The following is a 24,466-nucleotide window of genomic DNA, read 5'->3' on the forward strand; positions in this document are numbered from 1 at the left end:
GTTCCTAACCAAACGCCCCAGTTGCGCGGGTGGTAAAAGGCTTTCTGAAATTGCGGGATGAACTCAGGATTTGATTTTTTTTCGTTTTGCATGCACAAGCTCTTAACTTAGCGGTTCGGCTAATCATAATTGCAATGATTGATTTTGCAATTAACAACGGCGAAGCGCCAATATAAAACAACATCGGCCCTTAATCAGGCCGATGGAATCACTGGCGCGGTAACGCGCCCCGACAAATGCATTAATCTAGCTGCAGTTGAGGAACCACTTCTTTCACCTGCGCCAGATAATCGCTGCGATCTTTACCGGTCAGCCCTTCAGAGCGTGGCAGTTTCGCCGTCAACGGGTTCACCGCCTGTTGGTTAGTCCACATTTCAAAGTGCAGATGTGGGCCGGTAGAACGGCCGGTATTGCCGGATAATGCGATGCGGTCACCACGTTTCACCTTCTGCCCTGGCTTGACCAACAGCTTTTTCAGGTGCATATAGCGCGTGGTGTACTGACGACCGTGGCGGATCGCCACATAGTTACCCGCAGCTCCGCTACGTTTGGCGATCAACACCTCACCGTCACCGACAGCCAGCACCGGGGTACCTACCGGCATCGCAAAGTCGACACCTTTATGCGGTGCAATACGCCCTGTCACAGGGTTAACGCGGCGCGGGTTGAAGTTTGAGGAAATGCGGAACTGTTTCATGGTTGGGAAACGCATAAAGCCACGCGCCAAACCAGAACCCTGACGATCGTAGAATTTACCGTCCTCGGCACGAATGGCGTAATAGTCTTTACCGCCGCTACGCATGCGAACACCCAGTAACTGGCTCTGCGCACTCTTGCCGTCAAAATGTTCACGGGACATTAACACAGAGAACTGATCGCCCTTGCGCAACTTACGGAAGTCCAACTGCCATTGCAACGCTTTGATCACTGCATTGATCTCAGCACGACTCAGGCCGGCATTGCTGGCGCTGCTGACAAAACTGCCGTTTAAACGACCACTGATGACATTGTTGCGCCATTCGCCTTGCTGAGCTTCCTGGGTTTCTTTGAAGGTGTTGCCTGTACGATCGTAGGTGCGGGTCTCACGTCGAGACACTTCCCACGTCAAACGCTGCAAATCGCCGGCTTCGTTCACTGTCCAGGACAGTTGTTGGCCGATTTTCAGATTACGCAGATCGCGGTTTTGCGATGCCAACAGCGTGACGTCCGACATATCGATGCCATATTGGGTCAGAATGCTGCCCAGCGTATCACCCGTCGAAACCACATATTCATGCACTCCATCCTCGCCGGCGACCTTCTGGTCCAGCTCATCCTGTGGGATGTCATCATCGGGGGTGGGTTGGTCAACGTCGATAGGTTCACTGGCTTCAGGTAACAAGGAACGTAATTGGCTGGATTCTAATTCAATGCTCTTAACGATGGGGTTATGTTCTGGGTGATAAACAAAAGGCCGCCAAACAGCGACGGCCAATGTAACGACTGTCAACGACCCCAGCATGACGCGGTGGGGCCGTGGCAGGTTGTTATACGCCAGAGCGATAGTTCGGACTATCTGCTGCACTCGATTTTATCCTCATAATCTTTACTTCAGGCAGCTCACGTACTGGTTTGACAACTGAGTCAGGAAGTTCCCGTAGCTGTCTTTACCCAGTGCGATGCCGATGCCCAGCGGATCCAGCGTTCCTGAACGCACATTGGTCCCTTTGGCAACAGCATTAATTACGGCTGGCCTGAATTGTGGCTCAGCAAAAACGCATACTGCTTTCTGCTCAACCAACTGTGTTCGAATTTGGTGTAAGCGCTGTGCTCCAGGTTGGATTTCGGGGTTAACGGTAAAATGGCCCAATGGGCTCAAGCCGAAGTGTTTCTCAAAATAGCCATAAGCATCATGAAAAACAAAATATCCCCTACCTTGCACAGGCTTAAGCATGTTACCAACATTTTTGTCAGTTTGCGTCAGCAGATTCTCGAACTGGCGCAGGTTTGCGTCTAATTTGTCCTTATTTTGTGGCATAAGTTCCAATAACCTGTCGTGAATCGCGATCGCGGTCACTTTTGCCACTTCTGGGGACAGCCAAACATGCATGTTATATTCACCGTGATGATGCCCGTCGCCCTCATCATGGTCGGCATGATTATGCGCATCTGTTGCATGTTCATGATCGTGGTCATCATCTTCGCCTTTCATCAGCAAAGGTTTCACGCCACTCAGTTCGCTGATGGCGACCTGGTGTTTAGCCGCTACTGGCGCTAACGATTTTGTCAGGAAGGCTTCCATATCTGGACCTACCCATACCACCAGATCCGCGGCACGCAAACGCTGAATATCGGAAGGCCGCAGCGCGAAGTCATGCGGTGATGCACCGTCCGGCAACAGAACCTCCGTTGGCGTTACCCCATCAGCAATTGCCGAGGCGATAAAGCCCAATGGGCGAATGGACGTCACCACCGCCGCAGAGGCGTTGCTCAGCGGTCCCGCCATTATCAATGCACTGGCCAGTAGCGTGCGTTGTAACCATTTATTTTTCTGTGCCATTATCCGTAATCCCGTCGTTTTCGTTAGCGAAGCGTGATATTATAACATTCGGTTAGTTCTGCAAAATGTAATCATGAGATGTCCACACTGACAACGCTAAAAAATATCTCCGTATCCTTTGGCAACCGTAAGGTGCTGTCGAATATTTCGCTCAGCCTGCAGCCGGGTCGTATCCTGACGCTGCTCGGCCCAAACGGTGCGGGCAAATCCACGCTGGTACGCGTGGTGTTGGGGCTCATTGCACCAACGGAAGGCACACTGGCACGTGAGCCTGGCTTACGTATCGGGTATGTGCCGCAAAAGCTGCACCTCGACGCTACCCTCCCGCTTACCGTCAGCCGCTTTATGCGCCTAAAACCCGGCGTTAAAAAAACCGATATCCTGCCAGCGCTTAAGCGTGTACAAGCTGCGCACCTGATTGATCAGCCAATGCAAAAGCTCTCTGGCGGTGAGAACCAGCGCGTGCTGCTGGCTCGGGCCTTACTGAATAAACCGCAGTTGCTGGTGCTGGATGAACCCACGCAAGGGGTCGACGTCAATGGCCAACTAGCGTTGTACGATCTGATCAATCAACTGCGCAAAGAATTAGGCTGCGCGGTACTGATGGTTTCCCATGACCTGCATCTGGTGATGGCGAAAACCGACGAAGTGCTGTGCCTCAACCAACACATTTGTTGTTCCGGTGCGCCGGAAGTGGTGTCGATGCATCCTGAATTTATCGCCATGTTCGGCAACCGTGGCGCAGAACAACTGGCGGTCTATCGCCACCACCATAATCACCGCCATGACCTGCAAGGACGAATTGTGTTGAAGAAAACCGGGGGCCGTGAGGCATGATTGAACTGTTATTACCTGGCTGGCTCGCCGGGGTGCTTCTTGCCGGTGCCGCAGGGCCACTCGGCTCTTTTGTAGTTTGGCGTCGGATGTCTTATTTCGGGGATACTTTGGCACACGCCTCACTCTTGGGTGTGGCGTTCGGCCTGCTGCTTGACGTGAATCCGTTCTACGCGGTGATTGCTGTCACGCTGGTGTTGGCACTGGTGCTGGTGTGGCTGGAGCGTCGTCCGCAACTGTCCGTTGATACCCTGCTCGGTATTATGGCGCACAGCGCGCTCTCGCTGGGATTGGTGGTGGTTGCTCTGATGTCCAACGTCCGGGTCGATCTCATGGCCTATCTGTTTGGCGATCTGCTGTCGGTCACGCTCAACGATATTTGGATGATTGGTATTGGCGTTACTCTCGTGCTGCTGATCCTGTGGTGGCAATGGCGTAACCTGCTGTCGATGACCATCAGCCCGGAACTCGCGCACGTTGACGGCGTTAACCTGGTGCGAGCACGCACCATGTTAATGCTGGTCACAGCCCTCACCATCGGCCTGGCAATGAAATTCGTCGGCGCGCTGATTATCACTTCACTGTTGATTATCCCAGCGGCAACCGCACGGCGTTTCGCCCGCACACCGGAACAAATGGCCGGATACGCGGTACTGGTTGGTGTGCTTGCGGTGACGGGGGGATTAGCCTTCTCGGCATTTTACGACACGCCGGCCGGCCCGTCGGTAGTTCTGAGCGCAGCCGTGCTGTTTATTTTGAGCCTATCCAAAAAGCAGCATGCCTGATTACCCGTGCAGTTATGAAAAAGGGCCGCAATTAGCGGCCCTTTTTCATGCAGATGACCACGCAAGACTTACTCTTCGCGCACCATACCAAAGTGCTTATAAGCATGATTGGTAGCCATGCGCCCACGCGGTGTGCGCTGGATAAAACCTTGCTGGATCAGGAAAGGCTCGATAACGTCCTCGATCGTTTCTCGTTCCTCGCCAATCGCAGCCGCCAGGTTATCCAAACCAACAGGTCCACCGGTGAATTTGTCGATAATTGCCAGTAGCAGCTTGCGGTCCATGTAGTCGAAACCTTCTGCGTCAACATTCAACATGTCCAGCGCTTGCATCGCCACATCGCCGCTGATCACGCCATTGGCGCGGACTTCGGCGAAGTCGCGCACTCGGCGCAGCAAACGGTTAGCGATACGTGGAGTCCCCCGCGCGCGACGAGCCACTTCATGCGCCCCTTCGTCCGACAGATCCAGCCCCAGGCAGTTAGCGCTACGTGAAACAATGTGCTGCAAATCGGCAACCTGATAAAACTCCAGGCGTTGCACGATACCGAAACGGTCACGCAATGGCGATGTCAGCGAACCGGCACGGGTGGTTGCGCCCACCAACGTAAAAGGCGGCAAATCGAGCTTGATCGAACGTGCAGCGGGGCCTTCGCCGATCATAATGTCCAGTTGATAATCTTCCATCGCCGGATACAGCACTTCTTCTACTACTGGAGAAAGGCGGTGGATTTCATCAATAAACAGAACGTCGTGCGGTTCGAGATTGGTCAGCATCGCTGCCAAATCCCCTGCCTTCTCCAGCACCGGGCCGGAAGTGGTACGCAAATTAACGCCCATTTCATTAGCAACGATATTGGCCAGCGTGGTTTTACCCAACCCTGGAGGGCCGAAGATCAGCAAATGGTCCAGCGCATCGCCACGCTGCTTGGCCGCCTGAATAAAGATTTCCATCTGCTCGCGGACATGCGGCTGACCAACATATTCCGTCAGCAGCTTCGGCCGTATTGCGCGATCAAGAATTTCTTCTTCATTGATCGGCTCGGCAGAAATCAGGCGATCGGCTTCAATCATTCTCTACCTCTTATCGGCGCTTACAGCGCGGCGCGCAACGCGTCGCGGATCAGGGTTTCGCAATCGGCACCCGGCTTGGCGATTTTACTTACCATGCGGCTCGCTTCCTGCGGTTTATAGCCCAATGCCACCAGCGCAGAGGCGGCTTCAGCTTCAGCATCCACCTCGACGGTTTGTGCGGAAGTGGCAGGCAGCGTGATTTCGCTGCTGCTGTTAAACAGATCGCCATTAAGCCCTTTGAAGCGGTCTTTCATTTCTACGACCAGGCGCTCTGCGGTTTTTTTGCCCACGCCCGGTAATTTCACCAAGGACGTGATCTCTTCGCGTTCCACCGCACTGACGAACTGTTGCGCAGACATACCGGACAAAATAGCCAACGCCAACTTTGGCCCTACGCCGTTCACTTTGATCAACTCGCGGAACAGTGCACGCTCTTGCTTATCATTAAAGCCATACAGCAGTTGTGCATCTTCGCGCACCACAAATTGGGTAAACACGATAGCCTCTTGCCCCAGCTCCGGCAGCTCATAAAAACAGGTCATCGGCATATGCACTTCATAGCCCACACCGTTTACCTCCAGTAATACCAGTGGCGGCTGCTTTTCCAGAATATATCCTCTGAGACGACCTATCATTTACCCTCCTGCTGAATTCCTGAGCATGACCTTCTGCCATGCCGTGCTGGTAAAGCTTATAACATAAAAAAGGCTGGATGAATATCCAGCCTCAGTTATCGCTGATTAAGCACTACTTTAAACGCCCACGCGCCAGGTTCAACCGCCCTTCACTCATCCTCAGCACATTTTGACTGAGGTGGCAGTGGGTAATGGCAATTGCCAAGGCATCGGCGGCATCAGCCTGGGGGTTAGCCGACAGTTTAAGCAACGAACGCACCATATGCTGCACCTGTGCCTTTTCCGCCGCGCCCGTGCCGACCACCGTCTGCTTTACCTGTCGTGCCGCATACTCAAACACTTCCAGATCCTGGTTCACGGCAGCGACAATCGCCACGCCGCGCGCCTGCCCTAGCTTGAGCGCCGAATCCGGGTTTTTCGCCATAAACACCTGCTCAATGGCGAAAAAGTCCGGTTTAAACTGGGTAATGATTTCGCTGACGCCGGCGTAAATCAGCTTCAAACGCGTCGGCATGTCATCCACCACGGTGCGGATGCAGCCGCTGGCGACATAGCTTAACTGACGGCCTTGCTGACGAATAAGGCCGTAACCGGTGACGCGCGATCCGGGATCGATACCGAGTATGATCGTCATCCCTACACCCACCTTGCGTTAGGCATTAATGTTGCCAGGCGCTGCCACGCAGCAGCGCCATACTTCAAGCTGATTACAGCGTAGCTGCAACTTCGTCGGAGATCTCACCGTTGTGGTAAACCTCCTGCACGTCGTCACAGTCTTCCAGCATGTCGATCAGACGCAGCAACTTAGGTGCAGTTTCTTCATCCATATCGGCCTTGGTCGATGGGATCATGGAAACTTCCGCTGACTCAGCGGTAAAGCCGGCAGCAGTCAGTGCATCTTTCACTTCGCCGAGATTTTCCCACGCGGTGAACACGTCGATCACCCCATCGTCGTAGCTGACGATATCCTCAGCGCCGGCTTCCAGTGCTGCTTCCATTACCACGTCTTCATCCAGACCCGGTGCGTAAGTGATTACGCCTTTTTTGGTGAACAGGTAAGCCACTGAACCATCGGTACCAAGGTTTCCGCCGCATTTCGTGAAGGCATGACGCACTTCTGCCACGGTACGGTTACGGTTGTCACTCAGGCATTCGATCATGACGGCAGTGCCGCCCGGGCCGTAACCTTCATAAATGATGGTTTCCATGTTGGAATCATCATCACCACCCACACCGCGTGCGATAGCACGGTTCAGGGTGTCACGCGTCATGTTGTTAGACAGCGCCTTATCGATCGCCGCGCGCAGACGCGGGTTAGCACCCGGATCGCCACCGCCCAGTTTCGCAGCCGTCACCAGCTCGCGAATAATTTTGGTGAAAATTTTACCGCGCTTGGAATCTTGCGCTGCTTTACGGTGCTTTGTGTTGGCCCACTTACTATGACCTGCCATAAAAATCTCCGAAAAAATTACTGGACTGAATTAATCACAAACTCTTCAATCGCCTGCTGATTGCTCCAGGACTTGGTCAGTTTCACGGCTTCCGCCGCGTCAAGCCACTGGTAGGCGTGATGCTCGGTAATCACCGGATCTCGCTCTTCAGGCAAAGCCAGACAGAACCAATGCTCTTTATTGCGCGTGGTCCCCGGGGCATAGCGATGTCGCAAATGGACAAAGAGTTCAAACTCCACACAGCGCTGGCAATCGAACAACGGCAGATTCTCTGCTTCGATATCGATGCCGACTTCTTCCTTGACCTCACGCCGTGCGGCATGCGGCGGCGATTCTGCGGCCTCCAGACTGCCGGTAACCGACTGCCAGAATTCCGTATCATCGCGCCGCTGTAACATCAGCACCCGGCCACTGGAGATGGCATAAATCACTACCAGAATAGACTCGGGTCGCTTGTAGTTCATCACTCGCTCTCTTGTTCCGCAGAGGCTTTCTTTACCACACAGATAGCCAGCTCCTGCAACGACGCCGGATTGGCGAAGCTGGGTGCTTCGGTCATCAAACAGGCCGCAGCCGTGGTTTTCGGGAAGGCGATAACGTCACGGATGTTGTCCGTACCGGTCAACAGCATCACCAAACGATCCAAACCGAAGGCCAGCCCAGCGTGCGGTGGTGTACCGTACTTCAATGCGTCCAACAAGAAACCGAATTTCTCACGCTGTTCGTGTTCGGTAATACCCAGGATGCTAAAGACCGTTTGCTGCATTTCACTGCGGTGAATACGTACAGAACCGCCACCCACTTCATAACCGTTAATCACCATGTCGTAGGCGTTGGCAATGGCGTTGGTTGGCGTTACGGCCAGCTCTTCCGGGCTCATGTCGCGTGGTGCCGTGAACGGATGGTGCATCGCTGCCAGACCACCTTCACCGTCCTCTTCGAACATTGGGAAGTCAACCACCCACAGCGGTGCCCAACTGTCCAGTTTAGTCAGTTCCAGATCGCGGCCCAGTTTCAGACGCAGCGCGCCCATCGCATCAGTCACAATCTTGAAGCTGTCGGCACCGAAGAACAGAATATCGCCTGTCTGTGCGTTGGTACGCGCCAGGATGGCTTCCAGAACGTCCGCACTGAGGAATTTGGCGATAGGGCTTTGTACACCCTCCATGCCGGCGGCACGGTCATTAACCTTCAGCCAAGCCAGGCCTTTAGCACCATAAATATTAACGAATGCACCGTACTCGTCGATCAATTTACGGGTCAACTGCGCGCCGCCAGGAACACGAATGGCAGCGACGCGGCCTTTAGCATCGTTGGCCGGACCGGAGAAGACTTTGAACTCCACGTCTTTTACCAGATCGGCAACGTCCACCAGCTCCAGCGGGTTACGCAGGTCTGGCTTGTCAGATCCGTAACGGCGCATGGCCTCTTCGAAGGTCATGATCGGGAAATCGCCCAAATCAACGCCCTTCACGTCCAGCCACAGTTCACGTGCCAGTTTCTCCATCACTTCACGCACCTGTTCGGCAGTCATGAAAGAGGTTTCCACGTCGATCTGGGTAAATTCAGGCTGGCGATCAGCACGCAAGTCTTCGTCACGGAAGCACTTGACGATTTGATAGTAGCGATCGAAACCGGACATCATCAGCAACTGCTTGAACAGCTGTGGTGACTGCGGCAGCGCATAGAATTTGCCTTTATGCACGCGACTCGGTACCAGATAGTCACGCGCGCCTTCCGGCGTAGCTTTGGTCAGCATCGGTGTTTCGATGTCGAGGAAGCCGTGGCTGTCCATAAAGCGACGCACAAAGCTGGTGATTTTAGCGCGGGTTTTCAAGCGGTCAGCCATTTCAGGACGACGCAGATCCAGGTAGCGATACTTCAGGCGCGCTTCTTCGCTGTTAACCTGGTTGGAATCCAGCGGCAATGGTTCGGAGCGGTTGATGATCTCCAGGGCATGGGCGAAGACTTCGACTTCACCGGTGGCCATATCTTTATTGATCTGGCTGTCCGGACGCGCACGCACTGTGCCGACGATCTGGATGCAGAATTCATTACGCAGGTCATACGCCTTATCGAACGCGACCTTCTGGTCTGGATCGAAGAACACCTGCACGATGCCTTCGCGGTCGCGCATATCAATAAAGATCAGGCCGCCCAGATCGCGACGACGGTTGACCCAACCACACAGAGTGACTTCCTGGCCCACGTGGGACAGATTCAACTGCCCGCAATATTCAGTACGCATACGCTATCCTTTTGGCTTAAGCCGATGCCGCGCGGGCTTTTGGCACCTGCCACACGGCTGTTTTCTGATAATTTCTGATGAACTCTATTTCTTGCCCGGTTTGAAGTCTGTTGCATACCAACCGGTGCCCTTTAACTGGAACCCCGTGGAAGAAATCAGCTTGGTTAACGCGGGCTGCCCACACGCCGGACAATCTGTCAGCGGCGCATCGGAAAATTTTTGCAGTTTCTCTAACCGAAGGCTGCAAGCACCACATGCATATTCATAAATCGGCATAGGTCTTTGGCGTAAAGTGTGTTGAAAAAAGGCGATCATTATAAAGGAAATTCATGCGCCAGATAAGTGCGAACACAGCTTTGTTGCAGCACTAAATGATGTGTTTTTGCCCGAAATAACACATTGATTAACAAATTTCCCATTAACCGGTGACCCTTTTTTCACGTAGCCTGAATCAACACGTGTTTGGCGCGCGGTTTCGTTTGTGCGCATTTTATCCACCTCGTCACGAGATATGACCATGTTGAAACTTGATGCCCACACCACTGCCCTGGTGTTGATTGATTTGCAAAACGGCATTCTACCCTATGCCGGAGGCCCGCACAGCGCCGAGAGTGTTGTTGCCCATGGTGCACAGTTAGCCGCACATTTCCGTTCATTGGCGGCCCCGGTGATCCTGGTGCGCGTCGGCTGGTCAGACTCCTTCGCTGAAGCGCTGAAACAGCCGGTAGACAAGCCATCTCCCGCGCCAGCCGGCGGGCTGCCTGACAACTGGTGGGAATTTCCTGACGCTCTGGCAGTGAGTGACAGCGACATTCTGGTGACCAAACGCCAATGGGGCGCATTTTATGGCACCGATCTTGACCTGCAACTGCGTCGCCGCGGCATTAAATCCATTGTGCTAGGGGGAATTGCCACCAATATTGGCGTGGAATCTACCGCCCGCGCCGCCTGGGAACACGGCTACGAATTGGTGATCGCCGAAGACGTGTGCAGCACAGCAAACGCTGAAATGCACCAGTTTGCTTTCGACAATATCTTCCCGCGGCTGGCGCGTGTACGCAGCACCCGCGAAATTCTTGCCGCACTTGACGAGTAACGTTAACGTGTAGACTGACGGGAATAATTAAGGAAGAAGCAAGCCTGATGTATATCGGACTCCCACAGTGGCAACACCCGGCCTGGCACCGTATCGGGCTGCGCGATCTGGCGGATTACAGCCGCTATTTTAATTGCGTGGAAGGCAATACCACCTTCTACGCGTTGCCTAAACTGGACATTGTCCAGCGCTGGCGCGATATGACCAACGACGATTTTCGCTTTTGTTTCAAGTTTCCCGCCACCATCAGCCATCAGGCCGCGCTGCGCAACTGCGCCGCTGAACTGCAGGCCTTTTATCAGTGTCTGAGCCCCGTTCATCAACGCATTGGCCAGCTTTGGCTTCAATTGCCTGCGGCTTTTGGCCCGGCTGAATTGCCGGCGATGTGGCAATTCTTTGATGCATTGCCGAAAGAATTTACTTACGGCGTGGAGGTTAGACACCCCGCGTTCTTCGGCAAGGGGGAAGAAGAGCGGCTGTTAAATCAGGGGTTACATCAGCGCGGTATCAATCGGGTCATCCTTGACAGCCGGCCCGTACATCATGCCATTCCCAACAGCGCTGCCGTACGTGACGCACAACAGAAAAAGCCTAAGCTGCCGGTGCACGCCTTGGTCACGGCCAACAACCCGCTGGTGCGTTTTATCGGTGGCGACGTCTTGCAGGACAACCTGCGCTGGTTCGATGCCTGGCAGCAGAAACTGCCCCTTTGGCAACAAAAACACCAGCCATTTCTGTTTATCCATACGCCGGATAACGGCGACTCTCCCCAACAAGCGCAGAAAATCTGGCAGCAGCTGTATCAGGCAATTCCGAATTTACCCTCGCCACCGGACTGGCCGGAGCAGGATGCACTGTTTTAACCGATTAATCTGACTGATTACATCAGATTTTTCCTCGCGACAGTGATTGCAATGGCAGCTATGATGCTCGCTGCCAGTTTTGGTTAGGGAATGGAGTTAAAAATGGTAAGCGCGCTTTATGTAGTGCTCGGCGCATTGTTGTTGATCAAACTCTCTTATGACGTGGTTAGGCTAAGGATGCAATACCGGGTTGCTTACGGCGACGGGGGCTTTTATGAGCTACAGACCGCCATCCGCGTTCACGGTAATGCCGTAGAATACATTCCTATTGCAGCCGTACTGCTGGTGCTCATGGAAATGAACGGCGCTGAAATATGGATGATCCATATTTGCGGCCTGATGCTGATGGCCGGTCGCCTGGTGCATTACTACGGCTTACGTAATCGTGAAGTTCGCTGGCGTCGTTCAGGCATGGCGGCAACCTACATTTCGTTGGTGCTAATGGTATTAGCCAACATTTTCTATCTGCCATGGGATCTTATTTTCAGCCTGCATTGATCCCCTGTTGCTCCTCAGGCGGCTACGCCGCCTGCTTCCGCTGCGCTTTCTTGCCGTTATCTGTTAGAATATGCCCCTTCGAATTCTGAACTGATTTGCCGCTATGCCAAACCGCGATACTCTTTTTTCTGCCCCGATCGCCAAATTAGGCGACTGGACCTTCGACGAACGCGTTGCTGAAGTGTTCCCCGACATGATTCAGCGTTCCGTCCCCGGCTATTCCAATATCATTTCAATGATTGGCATGTTGGCTGAACGTTTCGTTCAACCCGGCAGCCAGGTGTATGATCTTGGATGCTCTCTGGGCGCAGCAACGCTGTCGATGCGACGGAATATCAAGGTGGCGGGTTGCAACATCATCGCCGTCGACAACTCTTCGGCCATGGTTGAACGTTGCCGCCGCCATATTGATGCCTTCCGTGCCGACACGCCGGTAGAGGTTATCGAAGCGGATATCCTCGATATCAAAATCGAAAACGCCTCGATGGTCGTGTTGAACTTTACCCTGCAATTCCTCGAGCCCGCAGACCGTCTGCGCCTGCTGGAAAAGGTCTACCTTGGGCTACGTCCGGGTGGTGCGTTGGTATTGTCAGAGAAGTTCAGCTTTGAAGATGCCGACGTCGGCGAATTGCTGTTCAACATGCATCACGATTTCAAACGCGCCAACGGCTACAGCGAACTGGAAATCAGCCAGAAGCGCAGCATGCTGGAAAACGTTATGCTGACAGACTCGGTAGATGCCCACAAAGCCCGTCTGAAACAGGCCGGTTTTGAACATGCGGAAGTTTGGTTCCAGTGCTTTAACTTTGGTTCACTGATCGCCTTGAAATCGGGGGCCACGGCATGATTGAGTTTGGTGATTTTTACCAGCGTATCGCGAAAAGCAACCTCAGCCACTGGCTGGATACTCTCCCTGCCCAGCTCAGCGCCTGGCAGCGTGAATCGCTCCATGGCAAGTTCAAGCAGTGGTTTAACTCCGTTGACCATCTGCCTGCACTGACACCAACCCGTCTCGATTTATTGAATGGTGTGCGTGCCGATATGGACTCACCGCTGTCACCGGGCCAGTTGGAAGGCATCGAGAAAATGCTGCGCACCATGATGCCGTGGCGTAAAGGCCCGTTCTCCTTGTACGGCATTGATATCGATACCGAATGGCACTCTGACTGGAAATGGGATCGCGTATTACCGCACATTTCACCACTGGCCGGTCGTACCATTCTCGATGTCGGCTGCGGCAGCGGTTATCACCTGTGGCGTATGCTGGGTGCCGGTGCCCAATTGGCGGTAGGTATTGATCCGATGCAACTGTTCCTGTGTCAGTTCGAAGCGGTGCGTAAGCTGTTGGGCGGCGATCAACGTGCTCATCTGTTGCCCCTCGGTATCGAACAACTGCCAGAGTTGGCTGCCTTTGATACCGTCTTTTCGATGGGGGTGCTCTATCACCGTCGTTCGCCACTGGATCACCTGTACCAGTTGAAAAACCAATTGGTCAACGAAGGCGAGCTGGTACTGGAAACGCTGGTGATAGAAGGCGATCGCAATCAAGTGCTGGTCCCGGGTGACCGTTATGCGCAAATGCGCAACGTGTACTTTATTCCGTCGGCTGAAGCCCTGAAGTGCTGGCTGGAGAAATGCGGTTTCGTCGATGTGAAGATCGCCGACATGTGCGTAACCAGTACCGATGAACAGCGTCGCACCGATTGGATGACCAGCGAGTCACTGGCCGAGTTCCTCGATCCAAACGATTCGAGCAAGACCATCGAAGGCTATCCCGCCCCACTGCGTGCCGTGTTAGTGGCGAAAAAGCCTTAACCCCTTCCTGCTTTAAGGGCTCAGCACATGTTGGGCCCTTAACACATGGTAAAAACCCCACTCCTAACACTTTCGTCTCAACGTGTTGTGTCATGTCTCACCGACACGGGAACGTTGCATTAAAAATGTTCCCTTCTCCTACAATGGCGATGACCCCAATAGAGGATAACGCCATGACGACATTACAATATATCGATAGTATCAATGCACTCCGAGCCTATGCACCTACTGAGAATGGTCAAGTCGTATTTCTGATTTCCCATCAGGCGGGTAGTCATCAAGGATCCGGTAAGTTCTACTATGACACAACGGATAGCACCAGCGTCGACAACAATGGCACAGTGATTGTCACCGCCTCAGGCGCGCGTTGGAAAAGGTTCGGCAATAGGATCACCTTCGACGATTTTGGTGCAGACCCAACGGGTTTAACCTCTTCAGATGATGCTGTAGAAGCCGCCATCAAAGCAGTCTCTTCACTGAAGAACAAGATCGTCTTTACCAGCAATAATGCACAATATCTGCTTAACAGAGCCACTGCGATTATTGTTCCTGCGGGAGTCACCCTAAAAGGGAATCGCACAGCCATGGCACAAGGGCCTTCCAGCAATACGACCAACGGCCCTGCCCGCGCGGGGCTTACGGACGACAGTGCATTTATTATCCGTAAGCCGGTGGGGGTGACATGCTTCAGCTGTGCTCGAGACGTGGTTTTTGATGGCTGGTCATTCTTGTATCCAGATCAGATCTATACCGCGGAAAGTAGTGCGCAATTCAGACAGTACGGGGCAACGATCACTTCAACAGGCACGTTGTCGGTATCACATTGTCGCTATGTAGGTGCTTATGACTTCGTTAATGCTAGCGGCGAAGCCAACTACTTCGATAGTATTTACGGCTGGGCTATCCGTTGTGATTACAAGATCTCCGGGAGCCGAGAAATAAACAGATTTACTAATGTTCATGTTAATCCTAACGTCGTTCGCCCGACAGAAAAAGCAGTCACAGCCTCACTAACAGTGGAAGGTTCATGCGCTTTTAACCTGGATCGCCATGACAATACCTTTTTGACCAACGTTTTCGCCTATGGCAAAAAAGTCTTCCTGAGATCCACGACGTTAGGAACCAGCTACTTAGGTGGCGTCAGTCTGACCAACTTTATGGCCGACCGTAACGGCACCTGTTTTGAGATCGACTCTGACTCTGCAGCAAATATTCAGATCGCCAACGGCTCTTACATTAATGATTATGGTGATCTCGACGGGGGGTTCCTGGTGTTAAAAAAATCGGTATCTCGCCAAAATATTACGCCGGTTCACATCACCAATGTGACATTTTCTACCGCCAATAATCCTAAAGGTACCCTTTCACCGCAGGCTATATATTTTGCGGCTGACAGTGGCTATCAGTTGGCTTTCAGTAACAGCGTTATGCCGCTATGGACGAATGGCGCACTTAATAACGCCAGCGGATATAACCTGCTCAGAGGGGAAATCACTATTGCCCAGCGTGTATATCAGCTGACCTCTGCACCGCAGAACTACCTTGATAATGCCAGCCTGGTTGATGTCGATACCACTAGTCAGCCAGTCAACTGGTCAATAGATGGTAATTTGACGGCAAACAGCAATCAAATCACATCAACCGGTGCTAACCCAAGATACAAGGGCATTCTGCAGCGCATTCATCGGAGTATCGGTAATAGAACCTTTTGGGCAGTCGCCTCATCCATTGGTGACCCAAATGCGAGTGTGCCACCTGGCACGCCTGAGCCAAGTATTTCAACAGGAATATGGGCACGGAGTTTTAACGATAACTATACCGATCTTATCGAAAGTGACACGGTACCTTGGGTACAGATAGGCAACCTGTTTTATGCACAGTTTTATATGAGTAACACCCGGACAATCCACGATATCCTGGTCAACCCGGGTTCAAACGGTAACACAGTGAGAATTCTTGCTTGTGGTATCAGTCCAGGACAAATTTTCGATTTTAGTTCCCTGTCTCTATTCTGAGTGACATTAAAAAGGCCCCGATATAATCGGGGCCTGCTATAAGTTTATGCGCGTACCATGGCTTCTTTCCGTCTAAACAACGATAGCTGGGTACTTATGCACTCTGCGCCAACGGATCAACCAGTGCCAACGCGTTTTTCATCGCCTCTACCATTTCGCCATCGACGCAATAGTGGCTAAATTCATCAACCTCGCTGTCTGAACACATGGTCACGCCAGCCTTGCGATAGCGCATGGTCGAAGGCACTTCATGGCCGGATGAGCTATGCACTTCCTGAATGCCAATATCAACGAACTTGTGCAAGTTACTGAGCCGAACTCCTGCCCCTGCCATAATCATTGGCCCCTGGCTAGCCTGCACCAGATCACGCAGCAAGGGTAAACCCAGCTCTGCATTTTGCTGCTGACCGGATGTCAGTATCCGCGCGACGCCCAACTGTGTGAGCTGATCAAGCGCGGCCATCGGGTTTTGGCACATGTCAAAAGCACGATGGAAAGTCACCGCCATATTGCCGCTCAAACGCATCACTTCGCGCATACGCGGCAGATCGATATGCCCTTCTTCATCCAGCATTCCAACTACCACGCCGGCAAAACCCATGTCGCGGATTTGCGCAATATCGTGCTTTATTATGTCAAAATCTACGGCGCTATAACAAAAATCGCCGCCCCGCGGGCGAACGATCGGATGCACAGGTACGCTGACCCGCTCCCGCGCCAGGCGTAATGAACCGTAGCTGGGTGTCAGCCCCCCCTCACTCTGACTGGCGCACAGTTCTATACGATCGGCACCTGCCCGCTCAGCCGTCAGCGCGCAATCGACGCTATAGCAACAAACTTCCAGTTTAATCATTGTCACCCCCAGATGACGGCTAACATGTGACAGTAATTGTTAATTCTTCCATTTCTCACGTAGGCTCATACAGAGCCCCTAAATAATTGGAGCTGCATCACGTAACAAAAATGCAACGTCAATATGACGGACATAGGTATAAACCAGCTCAGGGTAGTAACTATGGCATTCAATTTTGATCAATGGGTAGACCGTAGTCACAGTGACAGCGTTAAGTGGGATAAATATCGTGACCGCGACATTATTCCGCTCTGGGTTGCTGACACCGACTTCCTTTCACCCCCCGCTATCATCGATGCATTACAGCAGCGAGTGGCCCATGCCGTGTTCGGCTATGGGCATCCATCCCCTGCACTCATTGAGGTTTTTAGCCAGCGTATGCTAGAACGCTATAGCTGGCGTATCAATCCTGAATGGCTGATTTTCCTGCCTGGATTGGTTTGCGGTCTAAATTTATGCGTGCGGGCTTTTACGGCTGAAAACGAAGGCACGCTGGCACCATCACCGATTTACCCCCCGTTTCGCAAAGCGGCGAAATTCGCTGGACGCTCGCAGTTGCAGGTACCGCTGGCACTGAAGGAGAAGCGATGGGTGTTAGATTTCACCACCCTCACGGAACAGCTCAATGGCAGAGAAAAATTACTGCTGTTGTGTAACCCGCAAAATCCGGGCGGCACTGTCTATCGCAGGCAAGAGCTGTTACAGCAACATTCGTTCGCTCAAAACCACGATCTGATCGTCTGTTCCGATGAAATCCATTGTGATCTCCTGCTTGAACCAGGGTGTCAGCACATCCCCTTTGCCACGTTAAATGAGGATGCCGCCCAGCGCAGCATTACGCTGATGTCGCCGTCGAAAACCTTTAATATTGCCGGACTGGGTGCCTCGATGGCGATTGTGCCCAACCCTGCTTTGCGGCAAAAGCTGATCCGCACACGCAGTGGCATCGTACCTGAAGTGGATATACTGGCGCTGGTTGCCGCACAGGCAGCCTACCAGCATGGGCAAGAGTGGTTGGACGAACTGTTGGTTTATCTGCGTGCCAACCGTGATTTGGTGACCGAGCGTATTAATGCCATGCCCGGCCTGCAGCTACAACCGATTGAGGCAACCTACCTGGCGTGGATAGACTGCCGTCAACTGGCCGTCGATAATCCGCATGCCTTTTTTGAACGGGCGGGCGTTGGATTAAGCCCGGGCCTGGATTTTGGTAACCGGCATTTTGTCCGCTTGAATTTTGGTTGTCGGCGCGAGCTACTCATCCAAGCGTTGGATCGTATGCTGATGGCCACCCACTCACTAATGCCAGGCTAACGTTGTTCGCTGGCGACAACGTCCCTAATCGAGTAGGGGTGAAACTTGATCGTCACGCTGCCGTCGGTGATCGCCAACGTCGGGTTCGGCAAACGCTCCCCATCAGTCTGTGGCGAACTCTGTTTCAGTTTTATCCCTTGAGCCAATAACGCTTCATCAGGCAACTGAGCCAGCGCGCGCGCGTAAAGCGTGGCAGGATCGCCACCCAGTACCAGTTCCACATGCTCCCAGCCTTCATGCGGATAACGTTTATCACCGGGATAAGGCAACTCAATACAGTCAATCTGCCAAGGTCCCACGCTAAGGGGTTGTTGAAGATCAAACAGGTAAATAGGACGCCCCTTGATTATCGCCTCAGACAACAGTGAGCCACACTGTTGTAGCCCTTCGCGCCAGCGATCGGCCGTTGTGTTTTGATGGCAGCGTACCGATATGTGATCCGCACTGAACTGTGTTAAATCCAGGTGCAACTTCTCGGCAAAGCGGTTCAGTGCCTGTTCAAAGCGCGGCAGATCCAGCACCAAATCGTTAAGCTCGGCAATGGCCGTAAAAGTCGTCATAGAATCCTCGAAACAACGGAAAGCGATTTTCAGGTGGTGTAATTTACACGCCGAAGGCTCAGCTATCCATACGGAAACCTTCGGCAAGCGGACTTTTTTGGTGCAGAGTGCGGCCATCAACTAAACCAGGAATGCAGCTGGTTATAAAAAGCACAAAATAACAATTTATTTAGATTTTATTACAGCCGTGTTTCGTTTTTTCCAGTTTTTAATTCCGAAAACTCATTGTTGCATAAGTTTATAACGTTTCATCATGACGTAAGACTTAAGAATACTACTAACTTATTAAGTTATAAAATCGCAATAACAAGAGATACATATGATTAAGAAGACAGCACACACTGGCACAATAGAAATGAAAAAACAATAAGCCTTTAATTATAACTCATTGTTTTATAGTTAATTAAAATAAAAACAACATGAGAATCATCCTAAACAAGATTTGTGCAATTGCGTGAAAACATCAATTAAGCTACTTTAGTGAAAATTGAGTTTGAGATAATTAGTTATGATACTTTTAATAATGTCCCTGCTATTGATAGTTATTGCCGCATACGCAATATTCCGTCATTTCAAATCACGCCGCAATAACACGTTAGACGGTGGTCGTCGGAACAAAAGGCACTAGCTTTGCCTATTTTGTTATCTTCATTCCCTCTCTTTTTTTATCCGTTTACTCCTCTCATTTAGCGCTCCGCGACTTTCAGCTTATCCCTCGCCAACTGCTGACGTCCTCCCTCAAATCGGTTACAATTACAGGCTGTTTTGTGGTGGGCCGCCGTCTTGACGTGCAGCCAGAAAACCACCTTTGAATCCCGTAGGGGCATGGCACACGGCCCCTCGTTCGTCATTAAGGTAACCCGGTGAATATTCAGGTTCTTCTTTCAGATAAAGTCAGCCAGGCGCTGATTGCCGCAGGCGCGCCAGCCGATTGCGAAGCGCAGGTCCGTCAGTCAGCAAAAGCACAGTTTGGTGACTATCAGGCCAATGGTGTGATGTCCGTTGCCAAGAAACTTGGCATGCCACCCCGCCAATTGGCAGAAAAAGTGGTGCAGCTCCTTGAGCTCGGCGACATCGCCAGCAAAGTGGAAATCGCCGGTCCAGGCTTTATCAATATCTTCCTGAACAGCGCTTGGGTCGCACAGCAAACCGACCGCGTATTGAGTGCGCCAAAACTGGATATTGCCCCTGTCAAACAGCAAACCATCGTTATCGACTACTCAGCCCCTAACGTGGCGAAAGAAATGCACGTCGGCCATCTGCGTTCCACCATTATCGGTGACGCTGCTGCACGTACGCAGGAGTTTTTGGGCCATAAAGTGATCCGCGCCAACCACGTCGGCGACTGGGGCACCCAGTTCGGCATGTTGATTGCCTATCTGGAAAAAATGCAGAACGAAAACGCCAGCGATATGGATCTGTCTGACCTGGAACAGTTCTATCGTGAAGCGAAAAAGCACTATGACGAAGACGCAGAGTTCGCCGAGCGCGCGCGCGCCTACGTCGTTAAATTACAAGGTGGCGATCAATACTGCCTGAAAATGTGGCGTAAATTGGTCGACATCACCATGGCGCAAAATCAGCTGACCTATAACCGGCTGAACGTGACCCTGACCGAAGACGATGTCATGGGCGAAAGCCTGTATAACGCGATGCTGCCTGGCATCGTCGCCGATCTCAAGGCTAAGGGGCTGGCAGTAGAAAGCGAAGGCGCAACCGTGGTATTCCTCGATGAATACAAAAATAAAGACGGCGAGCCTATGGGCGTCATCATCCAGAAGAAAGATGGCGGCTACCTGTACACCACTACCGATATTGCCTGTGCTAAATACCGCTATGAGACGCTGGGCGCCGATCGGGTGCTGTATTACATCGACTCGCGTCAGCACCAGCATTTGATGCAGGCCTGGACCATCGTGCGTAAAGCCGGTTATATCCCGGACTCTCTCTCGCTCGAACACCACATGTTCGGCATGATGTTGGGTAAAGACGGCAAGCCGTTCAAAACCCGTTCAGGGGGCACGGTAAAACTGTCTGATCTGCTGGATGAGGCCGTCGATCGTGCCGCTAAGCTGATCGCCGAGAAAAACCCGGACATGCCCGCAGAAGAAATGCAAAACCTGGCCAATGCCGTTGGCATCGGTGCGGTGAAGTATGCCGACCTGTCAAAAAGCCGTACCACCGATTATATCTTCGACTGGGACAACATGCTGGCGTTCGAAGGTAATACCGCGCCTTATATGCAGTATGCCTATACCCGTGTCTCTTCCGTATTTAAACGTGCCGGCGTCGACGAAAGCAATCTGACCCTGCCGTTGGTAATGACGGAAGAACGCGAGATTGCATTGGCGACACGCCTTCTGCAGTTTGAAGAAGTCATCACCACCGTAGCACGTGACGGCACACCACACGTGATGTGTAGCTACCTGTACGACTTGGCGGGCCTGTTCTCCAGCTTCTATGAGCACTGTCAGATCCTGAACGCAGACAGCGAAGAAGCTCGTCAAAGCCGCCTGAAACTGGCCTTACTGACCGCGAAGACGCTGAAAGCCGGGTTGGATACACTGGGTATCGAAACCGTCGAGCGTATGTAAGCCATCCGCGCTGAATACGCAAAAGGGTCGCCGAGGCGACCCTTTTTTACGCGTTGAAAACGGGGAATCTCTGCTTATGCCACTCGGCGGGCAAAGTCGCGTGGACGGAAACCCAATCCCCCCAATACACCAAAGTAGGCCACGACACCGGCGACAACCACCAGCGACAGACGCAATAAACGCTCAAGCATATTGCCTTGATCCCAGGCAGGCATCAGCCACATCACACAAACCAATACCGCTGACATCACAATCACCGCAATCACCAACTTGGTCAAGAACATTGCCCAGCCCGGCTGCGGGTGGAAAATCTTCTGCTTACGCAATTGCCAGTAGAGCAGTGAGGCATTAAGGCAGGCGCCCAAACCGATCGACAGTGAAAGGCCTGCATGTTTCAACGGGCCAATAAACATCAGGTTCATCACCTGGGTCAAAATCAACGTGATAATGGCGATTTTAACCGGCGTTTTGATGTCCTGACGCGAATAAAAACCGGGGGCCAATACCTTCACCACAATTAACCCCATCAAGCCCACCGAATAGGCGACCAATGCGCGCTGCGTCATCGCGGCATCGAAGGCGCTGAACTTGCCGTACTGGAACAGCGATACCGTCAACGGTTTGGCCAAAATACCCAGTGCAATGGCACTCGGCAACGCCAACAGGAAGCACAGACGCAGCCCCCAGTCCATTAATCGGGAATACTCGTCGTGATTACCGCTAGAGAAACTTTTTGCCAACGACGGCAGCAAAATCGTGCCCAGTGCCACGCCCAACACGCCAGAAGGAAACTCCATCAGACGGTCCGCATAATACATCCAGGATACCGAACCAGAGACCAGAAATGAGGCGAAAATGGTGTTGATTATCAGCGAGATTTGGCTCACGGAGACGCCAAAAATTGCGGGTCCCATCTGACGCATTACCCGCCATACACCGGCATCGCCGAGCTTGAGACGCGGCAGCACCAACATGCCAATCTTCTTCAGATGTGGGAGCTGGTAACCCAGTTGCAGCACCCCGCCGACCACCACCGCCCAGGCCAGTGCCATGACCGGAGGATTGAAGTAAGGCGCGGCAAATAGCGCAAAGCCTATCATGCTCACGTTCAGCAGCGTCGGCGCAAAAGCGGGGATCGAAAAGCGGTTCCAGGTATTGAGTATCGAACCGACCAATGAAGCCAGCGAGATCAGCAGAATATACGGAAAGGTGACGCGCAACAGCGATGACGTCAGAGCGAACTTGTCCGGTGAGTCGACAAAGCCCGGCGCGGTAATGTAAATCACCCAAGGGGCCGCCAACATACCAAGCACCGTCACCAGCGCCAACACCAACGTTAACAGACCTGAAACGTAGGCAATGAAAGTACGTGTAGCCTCTTCCCCCTGCTGACTTTTATATTCGGCCAGGATAGGTACAAAAGCTTGGGAAAACGCCCCCTCGGCAAAAATACGCCGCAATAGGTTGGGAAGCTTGAATGCCACGAAGAAGGCATCTGTTGCCATACCGGCACCAAACACCCGCGCCACGATCGCGTCACGGGCAAAGCCCAGCACCCGTGAGAACATCGTCATAGAGCTGACGGCTGCCAGTGATTTTAGTAGGTTCATGTGGTTTTTCTGATACGCCCTGTAAATGTTGACGCCTGCATCAGCAGGCGTCAGTAAAACTATCGGCTCAGTTTACCCATCCGCAGCAGAATAGCTACCGCCATATGTTACATAGAGTTATCTTACAAACCGGCATCACGCAGCAGCGTTTCAATCACCCGTTGGGCGACAATGGCCTGCTCTCCAGCCGTTTCTGGTGCAGTGTGATTACTCACAGAAGCGATAAAATGGCGAACCGCACCGTCAAAACCCCGTTGCGCCAGCGTGATTTGCCACCCCGGGGCCGGTTGTTCCAAAACGCCTTGGGCGTCTTCACGCCACCACTGACGCATATCGTTCAACTGATATACCGCGCCATCCGACACTGCCTGCACACTTTCGCGTTGGCTGCCAGCACGGCGATGCATACTGGTAGTTATCTGTGTTTCACCACATTCAAAATGATGCTCGGCATATAACAGCTCACCGCGCTCTGTGCCACGCAGGCAACCGCCGAGCAACTGCACAGCGCCGCCGCCCAACCATAATGCGGTATCCACCACATGCAGATAGTCATCCAGCAAGGTAAACCGCATATTATTGGGCCCAACGCTGTCCGCACGGTGTTTTTCCATGCGGATCGACGCAGGTTGACACATGTCTTGTTTCAGTTGTTGATACAAGGGTGCAAAACGGCGGTTAAACCCTACCATCAGCGCTTTACCCTGTTTTTCTGCCAGGGCAATCAGTTGCTCCCCCTGCTCCACGGTTTCGGCCAACGGTTTATCGACATAAACGTGAACGCCATGACGCAACAATTCACCGATCACCTGAAAATGGCTGGCGGTACTGCTGTGAACAAACACCGCATCGCATTGCTGTGCCAGACTGTCTAACCCCGAGAAACAGGCCATACGGTAGCTGTCACATATTGGCTGTGCTTTTTGTTGATTGGGAGAGAAACCGCCCACCAAAACCCAGTCCACCGCCTGGCTGAGGAGCGGTAAATAGGCTTTTTGAGCAATCCCTCCCAACCCCACAACACCAACGCGCAATTTACTCATCTGCACCCCGAGCCAATAACGCCTGCAATTGTTGTTTGAGCTGCGCCACTTCGTGTTCCAGCGCAGTTACGCGTTCGTGCAATTCTGTCTCTTCAGACGGTAACACCTCAGCAGGTGCCTCATCGATTTGGCCACAGAACAAATGCATGAACCGGCTTTCACGTTTGCCCGGCTCCCGCGCCAGACGCACCACAAAGGGGCCATCTTCACGGGCGCTCAAATTGGCCAGCACCTGTTCCACTTCAGTGACGTCATTAAATTCATGCATGCGATTGGTACGGGTGCGGAGCTCACCGGGCGTTTGGGCGCCACGCAGCAATAACGTCGTGATTATCGCCAATTCTGCCGCAGACAGCTTTAACTGACCGAACTCTGAATTGCAGAAACGGTGTTCATATTTAACGACCCGATTACCGAACCCACTTAATGTCCGTAAGAAATGCTTCTTCAGGAGCAGATCAAGGAGTTGCTGCACGTCATTTTCCGCCAGATCCATCACAGGTTCACGGTTGGTTTTCTGGTTACAGGCCAACGTAATGCCATTAAGGGAAAGGGGATACTGATCTGGCGTCGTGACCTGCTTTTCCAACAGGCAGCCGATCACTCTGGCTTCTTTAGCGCTTAATTCATATTTCATTGT

At 52.6% G+C, this 24,466-nt stretch carries 24 protein-coding genes; 10 read left to right on the plus strand and 14 right to left on the minus strand.

Translation table 11 applies throughout. The features are described 5' to 3' along the window. Window positions 1-241 precede the first annotated feature (241 nt). Window positions 242-1,564, minus strand: coding sequence for a murein DD-endopeptidase MepM (gene mepM, locus AC2FC2_RS22060; protein ID WP_404759421.1), 1,323 nt, complete (start codon window positions 1,562-1,564; stop codon window positions 242-244). A gap of 21 nt (window positions 1,565-1,585) precedes the next feature. Continuing rightward, the gene (gene znuA / locus AC2FC2_RS22065; protein WP_209633983.1) at window positions 1,586-2,539 is read right to left on the minus strand and encodes a zinc ABC transporter substrate-binding protein ZnuA; all 954 of its coding nucleotides are present in this window, start codon (window positions 2,537-2,539) and stop codon (window positions 1,586-1,588) included. Window positions 2,540-2,617: 78 nt separating this feature from the next. Here znuA and znuC point away from each other — a divergent pair, with 78 nt between their 5' ends. After that, window positions 2,618-3,376 carry a zinc ABC transporter ATP-binding protein ZnuC gene (znuC, locus tag AC2FC2_RS22070; RefSeq protein ID WP_490659910.1) on the plus strand — a complete coding sequence of 253 codons (759 nt, stop codon included), beginning with the start codon at window positions 2,618-2,620 and terminating at the stop codon, window positions 3,374-3,376. Further along, complete coding sequence (gene znuB / locus AC2FC2_RS22075) at window positions 3,373-4,158, plus strand: zinc ABC transporter permease subunit ZnuB (RefSeq protein ID WP_490659911.1); 786 nt, start codon at window positions 3,373-3,375, stop codon at window positions 4,156-4,158. Before znuC ends, znuB begins: the two co-directional genes overlap by 4 nt. 68 nt (window positions 4,159-4,226) lie before the next feature. Here the strand turns inward: znuB and ruvB are convergent, their stop codons facing one another. The 7 genes from ruvB to AC2FC2_RS22110 all read right to left on the minus strand — a co-directional run bounded on the left by ruvB (window position 4,227) and on the right by AC2FC2_RS22110 (window position 9,880). Continuing rightward, a complete protein-coding gene (ruvB, locus tag AC2FC2_RS22080) occupies window positions 4,227-5,231 on the minus strand; it encodes a Holliday junction branch migration DNA helicase RuvB (protein WP_209633989.1) in 1,005 nt (334 codons plus the stop codon). A gap of 20 nt (window positions 5,232-5,251) precedes the next feature. After that, window positions 5,252-5,866, minus strand: a complete 615-nt coding sequence (ruvA, locus tag AC2FC2_RS22085) for a Holliday junction branch migration protein RuvA (protein WP_490659912.1) — start codon at window positions 5,864-5,866, stop codon at window positions 5,252-5,254. A 112-nt stretch (window positions 5,867-5,978) separates the two neighbouring features. Further along, entirely contained in the window at window positions 5,979-6,500 is a 522-nt protein-coding gene (ruvC, locus tag AC2FC2_RS22090) for a crossover junction endodeoxyribonuclease RuvC (protein ID WP_037419817.1), read from the minus strand. 73 nt (window positions 6,501-6,573) lie between these two features. Then, complete coding sequence (locus AC2FC2_RS22095) at window positions 6,574-7,317, minus strand: YebC/PmpR family DNA-binding transcriptional regulator (protein WP_209633992.1); 744 nt, start codon at window positions 7,315-7,317, stop codon at window positions 6,574-6,576. A 17-nt stretch (window positions 7,318-7,334) separates the two neighbouring features. Beyond that, window positions 7,335-7,781 carry a dihydroneopterin triphosphate diphosphatase gene (gene nudB / locus AC2FC2_RS22100; RefSeq protein WP_490659913.1) on the minus strand — a complete coding sequence of 149 codons (447 nt, stop codon included), beginning with the start codon at window positions 7,779-7,781 and terminating at the stop codon, window positions 7,335-7,337. Continuing rightward, entirely contained in the window at window positions 7,781-9,565 is a 1,785-nt protein-coding gene (aspS, locus tag AC2FC2_RS22105; protein WP_209633994.1) for an aspartate--tRNA ligase, read from the minus strand. The genes nudB and aspS overlap by 1 nt, the downstream gene beginning before the upstream one ends. A gap of 84 nt (window positions 9,566-9,649) precedes the next feature. After that, complete coding sequence (locus AC2FC2_RS22110; RefSeq protein ID WP_322740269.1) at window positions 9,650-9,880, minus strand: FmdB family zinc ribbon protein; 231 nt, start codon at window positions 9,878-9,880, stop codon at window positions 9,650-9,652. 202 nt (window positions 9,881-10,082) lie between these two features. Here AC2FC2_RS22110 and AC2FC2_RS22115 point away from each other — a divergent pair, with 202 nt between their 5' ends. From AC2FC2_RS22115 to AC2FC2_RS22140, 6 genes are all read left to right on the plus strand, one after another. Continuing rightward, window positions 10,083-10,661, plus strand: coding sequence for a hydrolase (locus AC2FC2_RS22115; protein WP_490659914.1), 579 nt, complete (start codon window positions 10,083-10,085; stop codon window positions 10,659-10,661). A 47-nt stretch (window positions 10,662-10,708) separates the two neighbouring features. Beyond that, entirely contained in the window at window positions 10,709-11,524 is an 816-nt protein-coding gene (locus tag AC2FC2_RS22120; RefSeq protein ID WP_490659915.1) for a DUF72 domain-containing protein, read from the plus strand. 102 nt (window positions 11,525-11,626) lie between these two features. Next, window positions 11,627-12,022 carry an MAPEG family protein gene (locus tag AC2FC2_RS22125; RefSeq protein WP_061806450.1) on the plus strand — a complete coding sequence of 132 codons (396 nt, stop codon included), beginning with the start codon at window positions 11,627-11,629 and terminating at the stop codon, window positions 12,020-12,022. Window positions 12,023-12,125: 103 nt separating this feature from the next. Then, a complete protein-coding gene (cmoA, locus tag AC2FC2_RS22130) occupies window positions 12,126-12,869 on the plus strand; it encodes a carboxy-S-adenosyl-L-methionine synthase CmoA (RefSeq protein ID WP_490659916.1) in 744 nt (247 codons plus the stop codon). Next, the gene (gene cmoB, locus AC2FC2_RS22135; RefSeq protein WP_209634002.1) at window positions 12,866-13,837 is read left to right on the plus strand and encodes a tRNA 5-methoxyuridine(34)/uridine 5-oxyacetic acid(34) synthase CmoB; all 972 of its coding nucleotides are present in this window, start codon (window positions 12,866-12,868) and stop codon (window positions 13,835-13,837) included. The genes cmoA and cmoB overlap by 4 nt, the downstream gene beginning before the upstream one ends. A 173-nt stretch (window positions 13,838-14,010) precedes the next feature. Then, window positions 14,011-15,852: a putative phage tail protein gene (locus tag AC2FC2_RS22140; protein ID WP_490659917.1), complete on the plus strand. Its 1,842-nt coding sequence runs from the start codon at window positions 14,011-14,013 to the stop codon at window positions 15,850-15,852. A 94-nt stretch (window positions 15,853-15,946) separates the two neighbouring features. Here the strand turns inward: AC2FC2_RS22140 and cutC are convergent, their stop codons facing one another. Then, window positions 15,947-16,705, minus strand: coding sequence for a copper homeostasis protein CutC (gene cutC, locus AC2FC2_RS22145; RefSeq protein WP_490659918.1), 759 nt, complete (start codon window positions 16,703-16,705; stop codon window positions 15,947-15,949). 162 nt (window positions 16,706-16,867) lie between these two features. Between cutC and AC2FC2_RS22150 the strand changes: the two genes are divergently transcribed. Further along, window positions 16,868-18,019 (plus strand): MalY/PatB family protein, encoded by a 1,152-nt coding sequence (locus AC2FC2_RS22150; protein WP_490659919.1) that lies wholly within the window; start codon window positions 16,868-16,870, stop codon window positions 18,017-18,019. Here AC2FC2_RS22150 and AC2FC2_RS22155 read toward each other — a convergent pair. Further along, window positions 18,016-18,579 (minus strand): VOC family protein, encoded by a 564-nt coding sequence (locus tag AC2FC2_RS22155; protein WP_490659920.1) that lies wholly within the window; start codon window positions 18,577-18,579, stop codon window positions 18,016-18,018. The two genes, AC2FC2_RS22150 and AC2FC2_RS22155, sit on opposite strands and share 4 nt — an antisense overlap. 863 nt (window positions 18,580-19,442) lie before the next feature. On the opposite strand from AC2FC2_RS22155, the gene argS reads away from it, so the two are divergent. Next, window positions 19,443-21,173, plus strand: a complete 1,731-nt coding sequence (gene argS, locus AC2FC2_RS22160) for an arginine--tRNA ligase (protein WP_490659921.1) — start codon at window positions 19,443-19,445, stop codon at window positions 21,171-21,173. 74 nt (window positions 21,174-21,247) lie between these two features. On the opposite strand, the gene murJ is transcribed toward argS, so the two are convergent. From murJ to AC2FC2_RS22175, 3 genes are all read right to left on the minus strand, one after another. Beyond that, window positions 21,248-22,783, minus strand: a complete 1,536-nt coding sequence (murJ, locus tag AC2FC2_RS22165; protein WP_037419854.1) for a murein biosynthesis integral membrane protein MurJ — start codon at window positions 22,781-22,783, stop codon at window positions 21,248-21,250. A 122-nt stretch (window positions 22,784-22,905) separates the two neighbouring features. Beyond that, a complete protein-coding gene (locus tag AC2FC2_RS22170; protein WP_490659922.1) occupies window positions 22,906-23,826 on the minus strand; it encodes a Gfo/Idh/MocA family protein in 921 nt (306 codons plus the stop codon). After that, a complete protein-coding gene (locus tag AC2FC2_RS22175) occupies window positions 23,819-24,463 on the minus strand; it encodes a DUF480 domain-containing protein (RefSeq protein ID WP_490308200.1) in 645 nt (214 codons plus the stop codon). Before AC2FC2_RS22175 ends, AC2FC2_RS22170 begins: the two co-directional genes overlap by 8 nt. Window positions 24,464-24,466 lie beyond the last annotated feature (3 nt).

It is taken from the genome of Serratia sp. CoH_122_TC_1 (assembly GCF_058191755.1).

What these genes read in the sequence shown, in the direction of transcription:
- ruvA (WP_490659912.1), bottom strand. Translation starts at nt 5,866, where the DNA reads ATGATAGGTCGTCTCAGAGGATATATTCTGGAAAAGCAGCCGCCACTG.
- aspS (WP_209633994.1), bottom strand. Translation starts at nt 9,565, where the DNA reads ATGCGTACTGAATATTGCGGGCAGTTGAATCTGTCCCACGTGGGCCAG.
- cmoA (WP_490659916.1), top strand. Translation starts at nt 12,126, where the DNA reads ATGCCAAACCGCGATACTCTTTTTTCTGCCCCGATCGCCAAATTAGGC.
- AC2FC2_RS22140 (WP_490659917.1), top strand. Translation starts at nt 14,011, where the DNA reads ATGACGACATTACAATATATCGATAGTATCAATGCACTCCGAGCCTAT.
- AC2FC2_RS22125 (WP_061806450.1), top strand. Translation starts at nt 11,627, where the DNA reads ATGGTAAGCGCGCTTTATGTAGTGCTCGGCGCATTGTTGTTGATCAAA.
- AC2FC2_RS22095 (WP_209633992.1), bottom strand. Translation starts at nt 7,317, where the DNA reads ATGGCAGGTCATAGTAAGTGGGCCAACACAAAGCACCGTAAAGCAGCG.
- AC2FC2_RS22170 (WP_490659922.1), bottom strand. Translation starts at nt 23,826, where the DNA reads ATGAGTAAATTGCGCGTTGGTGTTGTGGGGTTGGGAGGGATTGCTCAA.
- AC2FC2_RS22110 (WP_322740269.1), bottom strand. Translation starts at nt 9,880, where the DNA reads ATGATCGCCTTTTTTCAACACACTTTACGCCAAAGACCTATGCCGATT.
- AC2FC2_RS22175 (WP_490308200.1), bottom strand. Translation starts at nt 24,463, where the DNA reads ATGAAATATGAATTAAGCGCTAAAGAAGCCAGAGTGATCGGCTGCCTG.
- murJ (WP_037419854.1), bottom strand. Translation starts at nt 22,783, where the DNA reads ATGAACCTACTAAAATCACTGGCAGCCGTCAGCTCTATGACGATGTTC.
- znuB (WP_490659911.1), top strand. Translation starts at nt 3,373, where the DNA reads ATGATTGAACTGTTATTACCTGGCTGGCTCGCCGGGGTGCTTCTTGCC.
- cutC (WP_490659918.1), bottom strand. Translation starts at nt 16,705, where the DNA reads ATGATTAAACTGGAAGTTTGTTGCTATAGCGTCGATTGCGCGCTGACG.
- AC2FC2_RS22155 (WP_490659920.1), bottom strand. Translation starts at nt 18,579, where the DNA reads ATGACGACTTTTACGGCCATTGCCGAGCTTAACGATTTGGTGCTGGAT.
- ruvB (WP_209633989.1), bottom strand. Translation starts at nt 5,231, where the DNA reads ATGATTGAAGCCGATCGCCTGATTTCTGCCGAGCCGATCAATGAAGAA.
- znuC (WP_490659910.1), top strand. Translation starts at nt 2,618, where the DNA reads ATGTCCACACTGACAACGCTAAAAAATATCTCCGTATCCTTTGGCAAC.
- AC2FC2_RS22115 (WP_490659914.1), top strand. Translation starts at nt 10,083, where the DNA reads ATGTTGAAACTTGATGCCCACACCACTGCCCTGGTGTTGATTGATTTG.
- AC2FC2_RS22150 (WP_490659919.1), top strand. Translation starts at nt 16,868, where the DNA reads ATGGCATTCAATTTTGATCAATGGGTAGACCGTAGTCACAGTGACAGC.
- AC2FC2_RS22120 (WP_490659915.1), top strand. Translation starts at nt 10,709, where the DNA reads ATGTATATCGGACTCCCACAGTGGCAACACCCGGCCTGGCACCGTATC.
- cmoB (WP_209634002.1), top strand. Translation starts at nt 12,866, where the DNA reads ATGATTGAGTTTGGTGATTTTTACCAGCGTATCGCGAAAAGCAACCTC.
- znuA (WP_209633983.1), bottom strand. Translation starts at nt 2,539, where the DNA reads ATGGCACAGAAAAATAAATGGTTACAACGCACGCTACTGGCCAGTGCA.
- nudB (WP_490659913.1), bottom strand. Translation starts at nt 7,781, where the DNA reads ATGAACTACAAGCGACCCGAGTCTATTCTGGTAGTGATTTATGCCATC.
- ruvC (WP_037419817.1), bottom strand. Translation starts at nt 6,500, where the DNA reads ATGACGATCATACTCGGTATCGATCCCGGATCGCGCGTCACCGGTTAC.